Annotated in this window: 11 protein-coding genes; 2 read left to right on the top strand and 9 right to left on the bottom strand. The window is 71.6% G+C overall.

Annotated features, from left to right (window positions below; genetic code table 11):
* Window positions 1-47 precede the first annotated feature (47 nt).
* Window positions 48-491, top strand: coding sequence for an ATP-binding protein (locus IE178_RS14910; RefSeq protein ID WP_193512583.1), 444 nt, complete (start codon window positions 48-50; stop codon window positions 489-491).
* Window positions 492-520: 29 nt separating this feature from the next.
* Here IE178_RS14910 and argF read toward each other — a convergent pair whose 3' ends face one another.
* The 4 genes from argF to IE178_RS14890 all read right to left on the bottom strand — a co-directional run bounded on the left by argF (window position 521) and on the right by IE178_RS14890 (window position 5,028).
* The gene (gene argF / locus IE178_RS14905) at window positions 521-1,528 is read right to left on the bottom strand and encodes an ornithine carbamoyltransferase (RefSeq protein ID WP_193512582.1); all 1,008 of its coding nucleotides are present in this window, start codon (window positions 1,526-1,528) and stop codon (window positions 521-523) included.
* A 60-nt stretch (window positions 1,529-1,588) separates the two neighbouring features.
* Window positions 1,589-2,812, bottom strand: coding sequence for an arginine deiminase (locus IE178_RS14900; protein ID WP_193512581.1), 1,224 nt, complete (start codon window positions 2,810-2,812; stop codon window positions 1,589-1,591).
* 230 nt (window positions 2,813-3,042) lie between these two features.
* Window positions 3,043-4,725, bottom strand: a complete 1,683-nt coding sequence (locus tag IE178_RS14895) for an HEXXH motif domain-containing protein (protein ID WP_184761596.1) — start codon at window positions 4,723-4,725, stop codon at window positions 3,043-3,045.
* Window positions 4,726-4,794: 69 nt separating this feature from the next.
* Entirely contained in the window at window positions 4,795-5,028 is a 234-nt protein-coding gene (locus IE178_RS14890) for a hypothetical protein (protein WP_184761597.1), read from the bottom strand.
* 857 nt (window positions 5,029-5,885) lie between these two features.
* Between IE178_RS14890 and IE178_RS14885 the strand changes: the two genes are divergently transcribed.
* Window positions 5,886-7,211, top strand: a complete 1,326-nt coding sequence (locus IE178_RS14885; RefSeq protein WP_318280060.1) for a cation:proton antiporter — start codon at window positions 5,886-5,888, stop codon at window positions 7,209-7,211.
* A gap of 40 nt (window positions 7,212-7,251) precedes the next feature.
* On the opposite strand, the gene fxsT is transcribed toward IE178_RS14885, so the two are convergent.
* The 5 genes from fxsT to IE178_RS14860 all read right to left on the bottom strand — a co-directional run bounded on the left by fxsT (window position 7,252) and on the right by IE178_RS14860 (window position 18,673).
* Entirely contained in the window at window positions 7,252-11,802 is a 4,551-nt protein-coding gene (fxsT, locus tag IE178_RS14880) for an FxSxx-COOH system tetratricopeptide repeat protein (RefSeq protein WP_318280059.1), read from the bottom strand.
* A gap of 54 nt (window positions 11,803-11,856) precedes the next feature.
* A complete protein-coding gene (locus IE178_RS14875) occupies window positions 11,857-12,936 on the bottom strand; it encodes an AAA family ATPase (RefSeq protein WP_184761600.1) in 1,080 nt (359 codons plus the stop codon).
* Window positions 12,933-14,495, bottom strand: coding sequence for a VMAP-C domain-containing protein (locus IE178_RS14870; RefSeq protein WP_318280058.1), 1,563 nt, complete (start codon window positions 14,493-14,495; stop codon window positions 12,933-12,935). The genes IE178_RS14875 and IE178_RS14870 overlap by 4 nt, the downstream gene beginning before the upstream one ends.
* A 156-nt stretch (window positions 14,496-14,651) precedes the next feature.
* On the bottom strand, window positions 14,652-17,213 hold the full coding sequence (locus tag IE178_RS14865; protein ID WP_193512579.1) for a polynucleotide kinase-phosphatase: 2,562 nt from the start codon (window positions 17,211-17,213) through the stop codon (window positions 14,652-14,654).
* Window positions 17,210-18,673 (bottom strand): 3' terminal RNA ribose 2'-O-methyltransferase Hen1, encoded by a 1,464-nt coding sequence (locus tag IE178_RS14860; RefSeq protein ID WP_193512578.1) that lies wholly within the window; start codon window positions 18,671-18,673, stop codon window positions 17,210-17,212. The genes IE178_RS14865 and IE178_RS14860 overlap by 4 nt, the downstream gene beginning before the upstream one ends.
* Window positions 18,674-18,796 lie beyond the last annotated feature (123 nt).

Raw genomic sequence — 18,796 nt, 5'->3', positions numbered from 1 at the left:
CCGGGTGCGCCGTACCCTTGACGGTCGAAAGCAGGAGCACCCGCTCCATGAACGGACCCGCTGTGCACGAACCTCCCGCCGCCTCCACCTCCTGGCGCGTCGCGCTGCCGCACACCTCCGCGGCCGTGCCCGTGGCCCGGGCACTGGTGCGTACGGCACTGGCCGAGCGGGAGCACTCCGCCGACAGCGACACCGCGGAGCTGCTGACGGCGGAGCTGGTGGCCAACGCCGTCGAGCACACCTCGGGGGGCACCCCGATAGAGCTGGTGGTGCGGCTGCTGCCGACCGGCTTCCACGTCGAGGTGCACGACGCCGACCCGGCGCCGCCCCGTGACCTCACCCGTCCGGTCCTCGAAGCGCCGGACCCCTGGCAGGAGCACGGGCGCGGGCTGCTGCTGATCCGCGCCCTGAGCTCGTCCTGCGGTCACCGTGCCACCGCGTCCGGCAAGGCGGTGTGGTTCCGGCTGCCGGGTCAGCGGCGCCCGGCCTGACCCTTCGGGGGCCGTACCGGCGCGCCGGTTCAGGCGAGGGTCGCCACCAGGACCGCCTTGATGGTGTGCATACGGTTCTCCGCCTCGTCGAAGACGACCGAGTACTCCGACTCGAACACCTCGTCGGTCACCTCCAGCGAGGTCAGGCCGTGCGTCTCGAAGATCTCCTGGCCGACCTTGGTGCCCAGGTCGTGGAAGGCGGGCAGACAGTGCAGGAACCGGACGTCCGGGTTTCCGGTGGCGCGCAGGACGTCCATGGTCACCGCGTACGGAGCGAGGGCCTCGATCCGCTCGCCCCAGACCTCCTTGGGCTCCCCCATGGAGACCCAGACGTCCGTGGCGACGAAGTCGGCGCCCGCGACACCCTCGGCGACGTCCTCGGTGAGCGTGACGCGGGCGCCGCTGGAGGCGGCGAGCTCCCGGGCCCGGTCGACGATCTCCTGGGCGGGCCAGTAGGACTTCGGGGCGACGACGCGTACGTCCATGCCCAGCAGGGCCGCGGTCACCAGGTAGGAGTTGCCCATGTTGAAGCGGGCGTCGCCGAGGTAGGCGAGGGCGATGTCCGTGAGCGGCTTGGCGCTGTGCTCGGTCATGGTGAGCACGTCGGCGAGCATCTGGGTGGGGTGCCAGTCGTCGGTGAGACCGTTGTAGACCGGCACCCCCGCGTACGCCGCGAGCTCCTCGACCTTGGCCTGGCTGTCCCCCCGGTACTCGATCCCGTCGTACATCCGGCCCAGCACCCGGGCGGTGTCCTTCACCGACTCCTTGTGCCCCATCTGCGAGCCGGACGGGTCGAGGTACGTCGTGGAGGCGCCCTGGTCGGCGGCCGCGACCTCGAACGCACAGCGCGTACGCGTCGAGGTCTTCTCGAAGATCAGCGCGATGTTCCTGCCCCGCAGGTACGGGACCTCGTCGCCGGCCCGCTTGGCGGCCTTCAGCTCGGCGGCCAGCTCCAGCAGGCCGAGGAACTCCTGCGCGGTGAAGTCCAGCTCCTTGAGGAAGTGGCGGCCGGCGAGGGCGGTCGGAACAGTCGCCATGGGGCGCTCCAGGAATGGGGGGACACGAACCCTTGGAAGTCTATACGATGAATTGTATTTCTATACGGCGTCTCGCTGGACGGGACAGCTCATACAGCGCGGTCCTCCCCTGCCCCGCCCCAGCTCGCTGCCCGGGATCTCTATCACCTCGATGCCCTGTTTGCGCAGGTGTGTGTTGGTGGTGGAGTTCCGCTCGTAGGCGACGACGACGCCCGGCTCCACGGCCAGGACGTTGCAGCCGTCGTCCCACTGCTCGCGCTCGGCCGCGTGCACGTCCTGGGTGGCGGTCAGCACCCGGATCTCGTTGAGTCCGAGGGCGGCGGCGATCGCACGGTGCATGTGCTCCGGCGGATGGTCGGTGACCTTCAGCTCCTTGTCCCCCGCGCCCGGTTCGATGGTGTAGGAGCGGAGCATGCCGAGGCCCGCGTACTGGGTGAAGGTGTCGCCGTCGACCATCGTCATCACGGTGTCGAGGTGCATGAAGGCGCGTCTCTTCGGCATGTCGAGGGCGACGATGGTTTCGGCGGAGCCGGCCGCGAACAGCTTGTGGGCGAGCATCTCCACGGCCTGCGGGGTGGTCCGCTCGCTCATGCCGATCAGCACCGCCCCGTTGCCGATGACCAGCACGTCCCCGCCCTCGATGGTGGACGGGTAGTCGGCCTGCCCCTCGGACCAGACGTGGAAGGACTCCTCGCGGAAGAGGGGGTGGTGCCGGTAGATCGCCTCGAAGTGCACGGTCTCGCGCTGCCGGGCAGGCCACCGCATCGCGTTGATGGAGACACCGTCGTATATCCACGCTGAGGTGTCGCGGGTGAAGAGGTGGTTGGGCAGCGGACCGAGGAGGAAGTCGTCGAGCTCCATGGCGTGGAACCGCACGGAGGTCGGCTCCGGGTGGGCTTCCAGGAACTCCCGCTTGGTCATCCCGCCCACCAGCACCTCGGCGAGTCCGGACGTCGGCAGGGTCTCGAACGCGGCGCGGAGGTGGTCGGTGGCCAGCGGGCCGTACTCCTTCTCGTCGAAGACACGGTCCAGGACGAGGGCGCGGGCCGCCGGGATCCCCAGCGTCTCGGCGAGCAGGTCACCGAAGAGGTGGACGGTGACCCCGCGGTCGCGCAGGACGTCGGCGAACCCGTCGTGCTCGGCGCGGGCCCGGCGCACCCAGAGCACGTCGTCGAAGAGCAGGGCGTCCTTGTTGCTGGGGGTGAGCCTCTTGAGCTCGAGATCGGGCCGGTGCAGGATGACACGGCGGAGCCGTCCGGCCTCGGAGTCGACGTGGTAGGTCATGCCTCCATCCTGACCACCCGGGCGCGTGTTCACCCCTGTCCACGGGTTTCGGAAACCCGCTTCCGTCACTCACGGTGTCCTGCGGGAACACCCCCGGTGTCCCAGGGGAACATCCCCGGCGTCCCACGGGAGCACCCTCGGTGTCCATGGGAGCAACTCCATGCCCCGCGGGAGCACCCTCGGCGTCCCACGGGAGCAACTCCATGCCCCACGGGAGCACCCTCGGCGTCCTACGGGAGCAACTCGGGCCGGGCCAGCAGCCTCCGCGTCTCCGGGCCCCGCTCCAGCGCGCCCCGGGCGACGATCCACCCGGCGAGCAGATGCGGGTCCCCGGGCTCCCGGGCCAGCCCCTCGGCGTACCCGTCGAGCGCGGCGGCCGGATCACCCGCGGCGAGGTGTTCGTCCGGGGTACGGGGGTCGGCGGGCCGGACCGCGAAGGCGTGGGTGCGGACGTCGGGCCAGGGGGCGCGGTCGGGCAGGAAGCGCGTGGGATCGCCGCCCTCCGGGTGCTCCGGCGGAGCGATGTTGCGCAGCCGCCACTCGGTGCGGTGCAGGGCGGCTGCGAGGCGAGCGCGGGCCAGAGCAGCCGGATCCACGGGCTCGCGCAGCCATCCGTCCAGCGTCCGGGCGAGGCCGGAGACCAGACTGTGACCGGCCCCGGTGAGCCGCCCACTAGTGAGCAGGGTGCGCACCACGAGCCGACTTTGCGTCCGGCGCAGGGCGAAGTGGTAGGAAGCCGTCAGCCCGTGTTCCGGGTGATCGAGCCGGTCCCGCCAGAAACCGGCGACGCCGGTGAAGGCGTACGCGCCGTGCAACAGGCCGGTGAGGTGGCGGGGATCGGGACGCCAGGGAGCGTAATAGCGCTCCGCGCGGTCGTCGTCGACGAGCGGAAAGAGGTGGATCAGGGCGGCGAGCTTGCTGTGCTGGAACTCGTGAACCAGCGTCTCGGCAAGGGCGAGCGGACAAGAGGGGCGACTGATGAGCATCGCACCGTAGGAGTCACCGCTTGACGCGGACACCCTTACGTCGGGTGGCGGCGGGGGCAGCAGGCTGGTCCGGGCCCACGGTACGACGGACCGGATCACCGCGGGATCGAGCCGCCCGGGCCGCTCTGTGCCGCCCGTCGTCGCGAGGATTTCGGTGGCCTCGGTGAACAACCGCTGCCAGGCCAGGGCCTCGTCGGCGTCCAGCCGGGCGGGCGGTAGGGGGTCGTCGAGATCGCGGTAGGGGTCCAGGTCCTCCAGAGGTATCGCGACCGGGCCGGACGGGGTGGTGTGAGTGAGGGTGCGCAGCGGGGACCAGCAGGAGTCCCCGGCGCTCTCGGTGGTGCCGATCGGCTCCGCCGCCGGGCGGCAGGTCAAATACACCGGGCGACCCGTTCGGTCAGGTCCGGTGAGGGTGAGTTCCCCCGCGCGAGTACTCGCCCGGCCGGTCGTCAAGCCGTCTGCTCCGTCGGGCAGCCGGGCCGTGCCGAGGCCGGGAAGCGGGAGGGCGCCGTCGGTGAGGGCAACACGCAGAAGCGTTTCCGTTCCCGCGTGCAGCGAGGCGACAGTCGCGAGGGCGTTCAGTCGGCCTGCCTCCGCCCACAGCGGGGGCCCGTTCGCCGTGCCGTGCACCCTGCGCAGCATGTGCGCGATCCAGGCCCCGGTCGTCGGGGCCAGCAGCAGCGCCTCGACCCGCTCCGGCGTCCGCTGGGCGGCCTCCTTCAGCACCCTCCAGGCCTCGGCGGCCGGAGTCAGCGGTGTGGGCAGGGCGACGAGGTGGTCCAGCAGGGTGCGCAGGAGCAGCAACCGGCGGGCCCGTTCCCCCCGTTCGAGGAAGGCGACGGCCTGCGCGGAGCCGCCACCGGCAGCCAGTTCCGCGAAAAGGTGTTCGGGCATGCGGAAATGGGCGGTGCGCTGCTCGCTGGTCATTTCCGGGGTCCTCTGGTCGGTGGGCAGGCATGCGGAAGCCCGGCGGGCGCTCCCCTCGGGTGTGCGGGCCTATTCGGCTCGGGCGCCGCCCTTGTCCTCGCCACCGCCCCGGATACCACCGCGGGACCGCAGGACCTCGGCGAGAAGGCGAGTGCCGGGGCGAAGGGGCGCCAGCCCGTCCACGGCGGTCAACGGCAACGCCGCGAGATCCAACAGGTCCGACTCCCGCACGGGAACTCCCGCCGCGAGGGCCGGCGCACGGGCGGCTGCTTCGGCGTTGCGCTGAGCGGGCGTCTGATGCAAGATGCGTCCCCCTTCTCGCACGGTGGCACGCGATGCCCCGTGTCATGAACCATCATGGCCATTCATACCCCTGCCGAAAACCGTACGATCACGCCATCTGATCATCGTTCGTCATGCGGATGGCCTGTACTACCCCTGAACTCCCTCGCGGCATCGTCGAGTTCCGTTCGGTAATCGCCTTCCGCGCCGGCTCACGCTCGACGCCGGGCAGTTTCCGCCCGGGTGCGGAGCGGTGCCGGACATGACTGATGAGTGAGCTGATGCCCGCCGTTCCGACCCGGTGTGACGGAACGGGCTCACGGTGCAGGAGGGACAGCCCGGCGACCGGCACCCACCGGTCGCCGGGCGCCCGATCAGCGGGTGCACCGGCCGGTGGGCCACAGACTGGGAAGGCGGCGGGCAGCGACGTCGCCCGGTGGGCGGTGTCATTCCCCGCGCCCTCGGGGTGATGCGGCCGAATCGAGGAACTGCAGAGCAGGGCGCGCTTCTGTGAGGGCCGCGAGACGCACCCGGACGGCCAGAAAGCATCCCTCCGGATCAGCGGCCGCAGCACGTACGTGTGACGGCGCCGAAGAGCCCGGGCGCACCACCCGCGCGCCGACGCACAGGCGGCGCACGGTGGTGACATGGGTGGGCGAGGTACGACACGACGAGGGCGCGCACCGCGCCGATGCCTCCGAAGCCCGCCTCGATCGCGGTCCCGGTGACGCAAAGCGCTCCGCCCATCCAGGTGCACGGGCACCCGACGACCCGTCACATCGTGGATACGCTTGGAAAGTTGGCATCGCGCACCTGTGCGATGCCCGTCCACGGCCACGCCGGGCCGGACCCCGGACGATCGGACCAGAGGGGGACGCGTGAGCCCTGACGCGCTGATCGCGCACTTCGTAGCGGCCTCGGCCGTCATCCTCGTGGCCGCACACGCGGCGGGCTGGGTGGCTCGACGACTCGGACAGCCCTACATCGTGGGCCAGCTGGCGGCCGGCATAGCACTCGGTCCCTCGCTCCTCGGTAGTGCGGCGCCCGGCGCGTACGATGAGCTGTTCCCCGACGGTATCGGCACCGCGCTCACCGGGATCGCCCAGTTGGCCCTCGTGGTCTTCCTTTTCTCGGTGGGCTACGAGCTGGATGTACGCCTGCTCGGCGGCCGGGCCCGGACGACGGTTGCCGTTGCGCTGGCTTCCTTCGTCGTACCGATGGCGGTGGGCAGTGGCGGTGCGCTGCTGCTCCGGGACCAGCTCCACTCACTCGGCATGCCGCGTGAGCTCTCCCCGTCCATGGTGGTGTTCGCCGGAATCGCACTGTCGATAACGGCGGTGCCCGTCCTGTCGGCCATCGTGCGCGAGAACGGGCTGGCCCCCACGGTGCCCGGGGTGGTGGCGGTCACGGCGGCCGGGCTGCTCGACGTCATCTGCTGGACGGTGCTGGCGGGCACGATGATGGAGGACGGGGAAGGTCACACGCTCGAGTGGCCGTGGCGCGCCGCACTGGCGGTCGGCTTCGTCGCCCTCATGCTGGTCACCGCCCGTCCCCTGCTGCGCCGACTGCTCTGGGGCACGCACGTGGACTCCTCGCTGCGCCTGGCGATGCTGATCGGCCTGGCCCTCGGGTCGGCCTGGGTGACGCACTCCCTGGGGCTCCATGTCATCTTCGGCGCGCTGCTGGCGGGTGTGGTGACGCCCCGGGAGCCCGGAGGCACACTCGACGCCGATCTTGTACGGCCGCTGCACGAGGTCGGTGCGCTGCTACTGCCGTTCTTCTTCGTGGTCTCGGGCCGCTCCGTCTCTGTGACCGGCATGGACGCCATGGGATGGGTGGCCGTGCTGGTGGTGACAGTCCTCGCTGTGGTCACCAAGATCGGCAGCGGTGCGGTGACGGCCCGGCTCGGCGGTCTGGACCGGCATGAGGCGCGCACCGTGGGCGTCCTGCTGAGCGCCCGCGGCCTCACCGAACTGATCGCCCTGGACGCGGGCCTGCGAGCGGGCCTACTGAGCGTTCCGCTCTACACCGTCCTGGTGTTCATGGCTCTGGCCACCACCCTGCTGACCCAACCGCTTCTCGCGCTGGTCCGCCGCCGGGCCGAGCAGGAGCCGCGCAGGGCCCGCCGGGCTGCCCGCACCCCGTTCCCCCCGGCAGGAGACCAGGGGGACACACCGCCGGCCCGGGTGGCGGATGCGGGCTGACCGCCGCGTCACACTTCCATCGCCGTAACGTCGCGCCGGGCTACAGCGGCATCGGCGCGAGGTCGGTCTCGATACGGCGTTTGTGCTGAGCGGCTGCGAGCCAGGGATGCCCCGTGCGCACCACACGGGCGAAACCGTCCACCGCCTTGCGCTGCGCCTCGTCCGCCTCCGCCAATCGGCCCAGGCCGCGCAGGTCGAGGGAGAGGTTGGCGGTGCAGGCGAGGGTGAGCGGGTGTTCCGCACCTGCGACCTCGGCGAGCAGCGGAAGGTTGGCCTCGTCGATCGCGAGCGCCCGCTCGAAGTCCAATTGCGCGTAAGCCGTGTTGGCCTGGCCGATGGCTGTCGTCAGGGTGATCACATGGTGCTCACCCACGGTGGCGGCCAGCCGACTCGCCGCGTGGTCCTCGACCTCGCGCGCCTGGTCCAACCGGCCGAGGGCGCGCAGCGTGGCGGCCAGATTCGCCTTCGTCAGCAGGGTGTAGGCATGGTCCTCTCCCAGGAGCGACGCATAGCGGCCGACAGTCTCCTCACTCAGCTCGCGGGACTGCTCGAGGTCCCCGGCCAGTCGCTGATCGACGGCGAGGTTGATCGCCGTCGCGAGCGAGTCGGCGTGCTGGACCCCGTACCGGGCCACGAAGCGCCGCAGCGTCTCCTCCGAGAGCTTGGCCGCCTCACCGAGTTCTCCGTCCCGGCGCCGGCAGACCGCAAGGTTTCGCGCCACTCGCAGGGTAAGCGGGTGTTCCTCACCCATCGCGGTGCGCGCCCGCCGGTACACGTCCTCCTGGAACTCCCGGGCACCCGGGTAGTCGCCGCTCTCCCGCATGTCGATGGCGAGACCGTTCAGACTGTTGAGGGTGAAGAAGCTGGCCGGCCCGAACATCATTTCACGCTGTCGGGCATTCTCCTGGTCCAGGGACAGGGCCTCCCTGAACTGCCCGCACAACCGCAGGTCGACGCCCCAGCTGTGGGTAGCGCGCAGAGTGGTCGGGTCGTCCGGCCCGAACAGGGACCTGGCCTGCTCGGTGGCCTCCTGCCCGAGGTCCCGGGCCTCCGTGAAGCGCCCCTGGTAGCGGCGGGCGTCGGCCAGATCGCACAGGGAGTCGATGAGTTCTTCGGAGTCGACCTGGAGGCGCCGTGAAACCTCCAGAGCCTTCTCGGTGAGAGGAATGGACTCCGAAATCTGTCCGATCTGGCGCAGGGTGAACGCGAAGCTTTTCGCCAAGCGGATGACGTCCGGGTCCTCTTCCCCCGAGGCCGCCAGCCAAGCGTTCCACGCCTGTCGGCCGAGTCTGGCGGCGCCCTCGTGGTCACCCCAGTAATAGAGGAACAAGACGGTGTCGTAGACCAGTTCGCGCACATAGGTGTCCGTGCTGGTCACCGCGTCGGAGGAGAGGATGTGCGGCAGCAGCGCCTGATAGGCGGGCCATTCCGCTGACGAGCCGTAAGGGCCCGGCTTGGCGGCGGACAGCAGCTGATGCGCGGCGTCCCGCATGCGTGCCCGCTCCTCGCGGGACAGCTTGGCGAGGAGCACCGTTTGGAGCAGGCGGTGCATCTGCAAAGTGTCGGTCCGCGGGTCCACCTTCACCAGGGAGAACTGGCTGAGGTCGCGCACGGCGCGATTGAGCTTGATCGACTCTCGCAGCAGGGGGTTGATCTCCGGCGTGATGTTGATACCCCGGCTGCCGCGGAGCATGGCCCGCGGAATGGGCTCGGGCGCCATGCTGGCGCAGATGTCGAGGAGCTGCCGGGCGCCAGGATTGTTCTCCTTGATCCGTTCCAGTGAGATGTCCCAGGCGGCGGCAACGGAGACCGGATAGTCGGGAGCCGGATCCAGTTCGAGGACCTCCGGGCTGCGCTCGGCCAGCAGTTGGAGGTAGTCGTCGACGAGCATGCCGGTGACCGCTCGCCAGGCGCCCGCCTGCTCCACGGCGAGCGGCAGGTCACCGAGGGCCGCGGCGAGCCGGTCGGCGTCCTCGGCCGTGAGGTCGGGCGAGCGCTTCTGGAGCAGTTCGATGGACTCCTCCCGGTGAAAGACGTTCACCGGTAGTGGGGTGGCCACCCGCTCCCAGGCCCGGTTCCGGGAAGTGACGATGACCTTCCCGGGCCCGTTGGTCGGGAAATACTGGCGTACAACCTCGACGTCCTCGGCGTTGTCGAAGATGAGCAACCAGTTGTCGTACGGCTTGCCGATGCGCAGCGCTTCGAGAACGGCGGGGACGGCCGTGTTCGCGGTGGAGGCACCCACGTCCTGACCTGGCGGGGTGACGCCCAGCCGTACCGCCAGGCCGGCCAGCGTAGCCAAGATGAGACTCTGCCGCTCTGCGGGGATCCAGCAGATCACCTTGTAATCGTGCTGGTGGGTGTAGATGTACTCCAGGGCCAGCTGGGACTTGCCGACGCCGCCGAGGCCGTGCAGCGCATGCGGGAGCACTGCCGCGGTGTCCTGGGCGCCGAGCTGCTCCTCCACGGCCCTCAGCAGCGCCTGACGGCCGACGAACGAGCTGTTCCTGAGCGGAACGTTCACCATGAGGGCCGGCGTTGCGGTCGTGGTGCTCTGCATGAGCGGGTCAGCCTCCGGGGCTTCGTGTGGGTTCTCGGTCACCAGGCTCGGTGAGCGGTATCCGGCTGGGACGCGAACGTCCGGTGCTGGATGCCTCCCGTCCTGATCGTCGGGGAACTCGCCGCCGTCCGGGTGTTTCACGCTTCCGGATGGCTCCGCGACGACCCGTTCAGCCGAGTCGGGCAGGAGCCTGGACAGGTCGGGTTCGATGCGGTTCGCCCGTTCGGAGTAGGGCCCCGACAAGGCCCGCATCACGGCGAGTTCGCTGCGCACCCAGCCGGGCTCGGCCGGGTCGGGCAACGTGGTGCCGACCGGGTCGCGCAGCGCGGCGCGCAGCGCGACGCCCCGCTCGCCGGCCGCCGGTAGATCGCCCACCACGCTGACGGTGCGGGCGAGTTGGGACCGGGTGGTGGTGGCGAGCAGCGCCTCGCGGACACCGTCGGCGAACTCGGGGCGTCCCTCGCCTCCGCTGTCCCAGTCGATCAGCCCGCCCATGAGGATCTCGGCGAGGTGGTCGGGGCCGGTCTCCGGCATGACCCGGCGCCGCAGTTGTTCCACGAGGTCGAATTCGAACGGGATGGCGGCCAGCTGGGTGGCGAGGCGGCGCGCCGCGGGGGTGGCGAGGGTGAAGAAGCGGCGTACGGCGGCGGCCGCGGCGCGCGGGAGACGGGGGGCGCGCAGGCCGGGCGCGGGCGCGCCTTTGGTGAGGGTGCCGGCGAGGACGACGGGCAGGGAGCGGCGTACCCCGCGCTCGCCCGTGACCAGGTCGGCCCAGGCGGCGACGGAGCCGGGTTTGAGGGAGAGCACCGGAACGGGCAGGGAGTCGTCGGCTGCTTCGGGCAGCGGGCGCAGCGGGTCGGGTCCGCCGGGTGGCGCCCAGTGTCCGAGGCAGTCGTTGGGCATGCCGAAGCCGCCGGCCTCCAGGACCGCCGGGTGGGGGTAGAGCGAGGTGCGGTGGCGCAGGTGGGGCGGGAGCAGATGGATCAGTGCGGTGGGGCCGGAGCGGGCGAGCCGGCTCAGCAGGGTGTCGGCGGCGGAGGCGGCCCAGCCGTGGGCGAGGCCGTCGGTGACGGCGAGGAACACGCGACCGCCGCGCCCGTCGAGGAGTTCGGCGGGGTCGGCGACGGCGCCGCCGCTGGTCCAGCGCAGGGTGGCGGCGCCCGTCCGGGGGAGGGTGACCCGGAGGGTGCGGACGCTGCGGAAGGCGCCGCTGTGTTCGGCCGCCTCGGCGAGGCCGGCCACCGCCTCCTCCCAGATCCGCATGGTGGGCGCGTCGTCGGCGAGCAGCACCAGGTCGAACGCGGAGGTGCGGGCGGGACGGAGGAACGGCATCCACATGCCGTCGGCGACCCCTTGCTCGGCGGTGGCCTCCTCGTCGAGCTCCACGGTGTCGCGGGAGGGCACCCGGCGGGCGAGCTGGTGCAGGGCGCGGGCGAGCAGGGCGGTGCGGCGGCCGGGTCCGTGCTGCGGCAGGTTGGCGTCGGGCAGCAGGGGGCGTCCGACGTGGAGGGTGCCAGCTCCCTCGGGGTGCGGTAAGAGCCCGCCGTCGGCGAGGACCGGACGGGGCGCGGGACCGGGAACGCCACCCGGGTCGGCGGATGGGGGCGGTTCGGCGCGGCGCGGGGTGCCGGCCCGGTCGGAAAGGGGCTGCGCGAGGGGTTCGGGAAGGCCGGGGCCGGTCGTGGGATCGGCTGGATCCGCATGCGCGGGGGGCGTCTCACCGTCCGGTTCGTCCTGCGTCCGGGGGGTCGCGCCGACTGTCCCGGCGCCCGCGGCCGGACGGGTGGCGTCCGGGTACGGCTCCGCTTCCGGTCCGGCACCGGAGGGACCGCCGTGGTGATCCCAGTACGCGGCCAGCCACACCGCGTCGGCGACGTCCTGCCAGCGCGGTGGGTCCAGTGCCTCGCCGTCCGGACTCGGGAACGGCTGGTCATGGGCCGGCCGGAGCCGGGCAGCGACGACGGAGCCTTTGACCTCACTCGCGTATTCGACGGACTCGGAGCACGCCGAAGGAGGCGACGACCCCGACACAGGTCCGCCGTCGCCCGATCCGGATGCGCGCTCCCTGGGAAAGCCGTTGTCCATTCAGCGGCCCTTCGCGAGGTCGCGGAGGAGCATTTCCACGAGGGTACGCCCGTTCCCGTCGACCTGGAAACCACCCATGGTAGTGATCTGGACAGCGTTGAGTAACTGGTCCAGGGAGTGCGTGCCCCCGGCCTGGACGCGCTGGAGGAAGAGGTCCACCAGGTCCTCGGTGCCTCGTGGGCGCTCCCCGAGGTGCCGTTTCACCATGGCGAGCAGCTGTTCGCGGGTGGGGATGCGGAGCTCCAGCGGCAGGCAGCGTCTGCGGAACGCGGCCGGGAACTCCCGCTCTCCGTTGCTGGTGATCACCACGACGGGGAACTCCCGGCACTCGACCCGCCCTTGCCGCAGTACGGCACGGACGCCGGGGTCGCTGGTGTGGACGCTCGCGGTGTCGGCGGCGTCACGGACCAGCTCCGGGACGTCATAGCTTCCGTTCTCCAGGACGTGCAACAGGTCGTTCGGCAGGTCGATGTCGCTCTTGTCGAGCTCGTCGACAAGAAGCACCCGGGGACGATCGTAGGGCAGCAGAGCGGTCCCGAGTGGCCCGAGCGTGAGGAAATCACCGAGGAGTGGCGGAAGTTGACGATCATTCAAGGAAGTCGCGGAGTCCGCCGCCCCGTCGGCGCCCCGCGCCGCCGCGTCCCGCAGGCCCGCCTGCCAGGCGGCGATGGCCTGGGCGCGTCCCATCGCGTCATGGCTGTACAGGCCGTCGCGCAGGGTCGTACGGCTGACGATGTTCCACTCCAGTACCCGGCCGAGCCCCAGTTCGCGCGCGATCACATAGGCCAGGGTGGACTTGCCGATGCCGGGCGGTCCGCTGATCAGCAGCGGGCGGCGCAGCACCAGCGCGGCGTTGACGGTGTCGATCTCCTCGGAGCCGAGCTGCGGGGTGATCTCGCCGGGGCCCAGCCGGCGCAGCGTGGCCTGCGGGTCGTCGGGCGGCGGGGGCTGGAGCGGGGTGCCGCCGAAACGGCGCCAGGGCGGAGGTTCGGGCAGCTCCACGGCGGCGGTCGGCGCCTGACCGGTGGCGTGAAAGATCCGCCAGCCGTCCGGGGCCGCCTGCTCCTCCTGCGCGGTCATGCCGATGCCTCCTCGTCGGCGAGATCGCCGTCGTCGGTGTGAATGTCCACGAGTCGTGTCGGATCGTCCCAGAAAAAGGCGATATGACGCCCGAGCAGATCCGGGCTCTGTGCCGGGTCGACGGCTTTCCTGCGGAGCCGGTGGATGGCCATGGGGATCTGCGCGGCGATCGGTACGGAGGCGAACACCGCGGTGACGACCTCGCGCCGCTCCTCGGCGAAAGCGCCCCGGCGGTCCCATATGGCCAGGGCGATGCCCTCCGCGATGGCGGCCTTCAGCGCCTCCAGCGCGGGCGTGTCGGCGGGGGCGTCGAGCACCACGGCGGTGCGTCCGGACTCCCCGGCGAGCGCGGTCTGCCAGGCGTCGAGCCGCTGGGCGTCGGCGCCGGTCCAGCCGTGCACCGTGACGCCCTGCTGCCGCAGGCTGCGCCAGCGTTCCCGCCACTGCCGCCGCACCAGCACGTCGTCGGTGCGCATCCGCTCCAGACTGCGCAGGTGCACCCCGTACTTGAGTCCGAGCGGCAGCGGCCTGCCGTGGCCGGTTCTGAACCGCAGCCCCGCCACGTCGTGGTTCAGGAGGTCGTACGGCAGGACGAACTCGACATAGGTCGGCTGCTCACGTCCGGTCGGGTCCGGGTCGGCGGGGGCGGACCAGAGCCGGGCGCCCTGCTGGAGGGCCTGTTCGACGGCCGGGCCGAGACCGTCCAGAGTAGTGGTGGTCGGTTCGCCGGGCTGCGGGTCCCAGTGGCCGGGAACCGTGTTGAGCCAGGGGCGTACGACGATCTCGCCGGTGCCGTCGCGGGCGGGCTCCACGGCGACGATCAGACAGCAGGGGATGTCCGGGTCGCTCGCCGACTCCAGGCGGGCGGCGCGGCGCCGTCCCACCGCCGCCGTCAGCCCCGAGCGCTGGGCCCAGCCGTCGGTCCACTTGAGCAGGGCCCCGCGGTGACCGGGAGACGCGGCGAGGCTGGCGGCCACGTCGACCAGGAGCACCGCGGGCGGTAATCCGTCCGGTTGCGCGTTCCATTCCAGGATGTGCGCGAAGAGCTGTTCGGGAGACAGCCCGGCGGGCAGATAGAGGCCGTTGAGTTCCTCGGCGAGCCTGTCCCGCAGCCGGGCGGCGGACACCTCGCCCTTGGCCTCGGCCAGCAGGGCGTACGCGGTGCCGGTGTCATGGCCGGAGAGCGGGCCGGGGAGGGAGTCGGCGGCAGGCGGCGGTGCGGCGGGGGCGAGCAGCCGCTCCAGCTCGTCGGCCGGCGCGGCCCCTTCGAAGAGCTCGACCACCCCGACCAGTACGCGTTCCCCGCCCGCCGCGCTCAGCGCGGCGCGCACCATGGCCACCACGTCCTCACGAAGCCGAATGCCGCGTACGTCGACCGTGCGGGCCAGCTGCTCGCCGAGCACGGTCGCGAACTGGACACGCCCCTGGGCGTCCTCCATACAGCTCAGTTCGCACAGGGCGTCGGTGAGCTGTTGGAGCAGTACCAGACCCTGCGCGCGCGATACCCCGCTCCCGGAGCCGCCGAAACCCTCGCCCTTCTCCACCGACTTATCCCCCATGAGTCGGTTCGCCTGCCTGACCGACCTGCGAAGTTAGCACGGCAACTGACGGTTAGCCAGGGACGTGTGAGGTCCGGGAGGGGCGAAGTCCGGCCGAGCCCTCCGTACGGGTGGTCCTCGGCCGGATGCGCTCGCCGCCCTTGCGGCAGCGGCCCGTCACAGCCGCGGATCCACCGGCTCCGACTCCAGCGCCAGTACGCCGAACACCGCCTCGTGGACCCGCCACAGCGGCTCCCCCTCGGCCAGCCGGTCCAGGGCCTCCAGGCCGAGTGCGTACTCACGGATCGCGAGGGACCGCTTGTGGTTCAGGAAGCGGTTGCGCAGCCGGGCCAGGTTCTCCGGGCGGGTGTACTCGGGCCCGTAGATGATCCGCAGGTACTCACGGCCGCGGCACTTGATGCCGGGCTGGACCAGGCGGCCGTCGTCGCCGCGGACCACGGCGCCGACCGGCTTGACGACCATGCCCTCGCCGCCGCGTCCGGTCATCTCCAGCCACCAGTCGACTCCGGCGCGTACGGACTCGGGATCGGCGGTGTCGACGTAGAGGCGGCGGGTGGTCTGGAGCAGCCCGGTGGTGTCGTGCTCGACGAGACGGTCGAGCAGGACGAGTTGCTCGTCGTGCGGCAGGGCGGCGAGGCTGCGGCCCTGAACGGCGAGGATCTGGAACGGGGCCAGGCGGACACCGTCCAGGCCGTCGGTGGTCCAGCAGTAGCGGCGGTAGGCCCGGGTGAACGCCGAGGCCGCGTCGGCCCGTTCGCGCTGGCGGTCCAGCAGGTCGCCCACCTCGACGCTGCGGGCCGCCGCGCCCTCCAGGGCGGCCAGGGCGCCCGGGAAGACCGCGCCGGAGGCGGCGCCGACCGCGGCGTACTGGGAGCGCAGCAGTCCGGACGCCTTCAGCGACCACGGCATCAGCTCGGCGTCCAGCAGCAGCCAGTCCGTCCCGAGTTCGTCCCAGAGGCCGGCCTCGGTGACGGCCGCGCGCAGCCGGCCGAGGATCTCCTCGGTGACGGCGGTGTCGTCGAAGAAGGGGCGGCCGGTGCGGGTGTAGAGCGAGCCGGTCGGGCCCTCGACGCCGAAGCGCCCGGCGGCCGCCTCGGCGTCGCGGCAGACCAGGGCGACCGCGCGGGAGCCCATGTGCTTCTCCTCGCACACGACCCGCGCGACGCCGTCCCGCGCGTACTGGGCGAAGGCCTCGACCGGGTGCTCCAGGTAGCCGTCGAGGTGCGAGGTGGCGGTGGGTGCCATGGTCGGCGGGAGGTAGGGCAGCAGGCGCGGGTCGATCGCGAAGCGGCTCATGACCTCCAGGGCCGCCGCCGCGTTCTCCTCGCGGACGGAGACCCGTCCGGCGTGCCGCGTCTCGACGACCCGGCGTCCGTGCACGTCGGCCAGGTCCAGCGGGCGCCCCTCGTGGCCGCCGGGGGCCTCGGTGCGCAGCGGGCGGGCCGGCTCGTACCAGACCCTCTCGGCCGGTACGTCGATCAGTTCGCGCTCCGGCCAGCGCAGCGCGGTGAGCTTGCCGCCGAAGACGGCGCCGGTGTCCAGGCAGATGGTGTTGTTGAGCCAGGTCGCCTCCGGCACGGGAGTGTGGCCGTAGACGACGGCCGCCCGGCCGCGGTAGTCCTCCGCCCACGGGTAGCGCACGGGCAGGCCGAACTCGTCGGTCTCGCCGGTGGTGTCGCCGTACAGGGCGTGGCTGCGGACCCGGCCGGAGGTGCGGCCGTGGTACTTCTCGGGCAGACCGGCGTGGCAGACCACGAGCTTCCCGCCGTCGAGGACGTAGTGACTGACCAGGCCGTCGACGAACTCCCGTACCTCGGCGCGGAACTCCTCGCTCTCGCCGGCCATCTGCTCGATGGTCTCGGCGAGTCCGTGGGTGTGCTGGACGTTGCGGCCCTTGAGGTACCGGCCGAACTTGTTCTCGTGGTTGCCGGGGACGCACAGCGCGTCGCCGGACTTCACCATGGTCATCACGCGCCGCAGCACGCCGGGGCTGTCCGGGCCGCGGTCGACGAGGTCGCCGACGAAGACGGCGGTGCGGCCCTCGGGGTGGGCGCCGTCGACGTAGCCGAGCTTGCCGAGCAGGGATTCCAGTTCGGCGGAGCAGCCGTGGATGTCGCCGATGATGTCGAAGGGCCCGGTGAGGTGGGTGAGGTCGTTGAACCGCTTCTCGGTGACGACGGTGGCGTGCTCGATCTCCTCGACGCCGCGCAGGACGTGCACCTTGCGGAAGCCCTCGCGCTCCAGGTGGCGCAGGGAGCGGCGGAGTTCGCGGGTGTGGCGCTGGATGACCCGGCGGGGCATGTCGGCGCGGTCGGTGCGGGTGGCGTTGCGCTCGGCGCACACCTCCTCGGGCACGTCGAGCACGATGGCTATGGGCAGGACGTCGTGCTGCCTGGCCAGGTCGATCAGCTGGCGTCGGGCGTCCTGCTGGACGCTGGTGGCGTCGACGACGGTGCGGCGGCCGGCGGCCAGGCGCTTGCCGGCGATGTAGTGCAGCACGTCGAAGGCGTCGCGGCTCGCGCTCTGGTCGTTCTCGTCGTCGGCGACCAGGCCGCGGCAGAAGTCCGAGGAGATGACCTCGGTGGGCTTGAAGTGGCGGCGGGCGAAGGTGGACTTGCCCGAGCCGGAGGCGCCGACGAGCACCACGAGGGAGAGGTCGGTGACGGACAGGGTGCGGCCCTGCGGCTTCGGGGTGCGGTGCGGGGTTCCGGTGGTCATGCGGCCTTCGCCTCCTTCACGGTCTCGGTCACGAACACGGCCATCTGGGTGGGCGGCCCGACCTCGGGGTCGTCCGGTCCGACAGGTACGAACTCCACGGTGTAGCCGTGCCGTTCGCCCACGTGACGCGCCCAGGCGCGGAACTCCTCGCGGGTCCACTCGAAGCGGTGGTCGCCGTGCCGGACATGGCCGGCCGGCAGGCTCTCCCAGCGCACGTTGTACTCGACGTTGGGGGTGGTCACGAGGACCGTACGGGGGCGGGCCGCGCCGAACACCGCGTACTCCAGGGCGGGCAGCCGGGGCAGGTCGAGGTGTTCGATCACCTCGCTGAGCACGGCGGCGTCGTATCCCCTCAGCCGCTTGTCGGTGTACGCCAGCGAGCTCTGGAAGAGCTTCACGCGCGCCGACTGCCGCTCCCCCATGCGGTCCAGTTTCAGCCGCCGGGAGGCGATGGTGAGCGCCCGCATCGACACGTCGACGCCGACGATCTCGGTGAAGGACGGGTCCTTGAGCAGTTCCTGTACCAGTTGCCCCTGGCCGCAGCCGAGGTCGAGCACCCGGGCGGCGCCGGAGGCGCGGAGCGCGGTGACGATCGCGTCCCGTCGCCGCACGGCGAGCGGGGTCGGCTTCGCCTCGGACTCCGTCTCCGCTTCCACGGCGTTGTCGATGTCCTCGACGTCGCTGTCGTCCGCCTCGGCCAGCCGGACCAGTTCCAGCCGCTCCATGGCCTGCCGGGTCAGCGACCAGCGGCGGGACAGATAGCGGCTGGTGATCAGCTTCTGCTCGGGGTGTCCGGGCAGCCATCCCTCACCGGCGCGCAGCAGTTTGTCGACCTCGTCGGAGGCGACCCAGTAGTGCTTCGCGTCGTCGAGGACGGGGAGCAGCACGTAGAGGTGGCGCAGGGCCTGGGCGAGGGTGAGCGTGTCCGCGGCCAGGACCAGGCGTATGTACCGCGAGTTACCCCACTGGGGGAACTCGGTGTCGAGCGGCACCGGCTCGGCGGTGACCGTCCAGCCGAGCGGCTCGAAGAGCCCGCGGACGAGTTCGGGGCCGCCGCGGGCGGGCAGCGCGGGCACCTCGATGCGCAAGGGGCGCGGCTGCGCCGGGAGTTCCGGGCGGGCGTTGCACAGGCCGCGCATGGCGCTGGAGAAGACACCGCTGAGCGCGACGGCGAGCAGGGAGGACGCCGCGTACGGGCGGTCGTTGACGTACTGCGCGAGTGCCGCGTCGGGGGCGCCGCCGCGGCCCTTGCCCTTGCCGCGCCGGACCAGTGCCACCGCGTCCACCTCCAGCAGCAGCGCCGCCGTGCAGCGCTCGGCGTCCGCCTCGGGGTAGAGGACGTGTGCCGTGCCGTAGGAGGTGGAGAACGCCTGCGCCTTGTCGGGATGCTTGTGCAGCAGGAAACCGAGGTCGGTCGCCGGGCGTTCGGCGGAGCCGGTGGTACTGATCGTCAGGAACACGGTGGTTACACCTCGAAACACCTTCTGAACTGCGGGTACACACCGGGACTCCGGTGCGTCAGGTCAAGGTACAGGGAAGGCGTCGCACGTTTGTCGGAATTATCGGGCGGCGGCGCAGCGAGC

This window comes from Streptomyces griseoloalbus (assembly GCA_014650015.1).
Classification (GTDB): Bacteria; Actinomycetota; Actinomycetes; order Streptomycetales; family Streptomycetaceae; genus Streptomyces; species Streptomyces griseoloalbus.
Note: the sequence above shows the minus strand (reverse complement) of the source record. Positions and strands in the feature narration are given on the sequence as shown.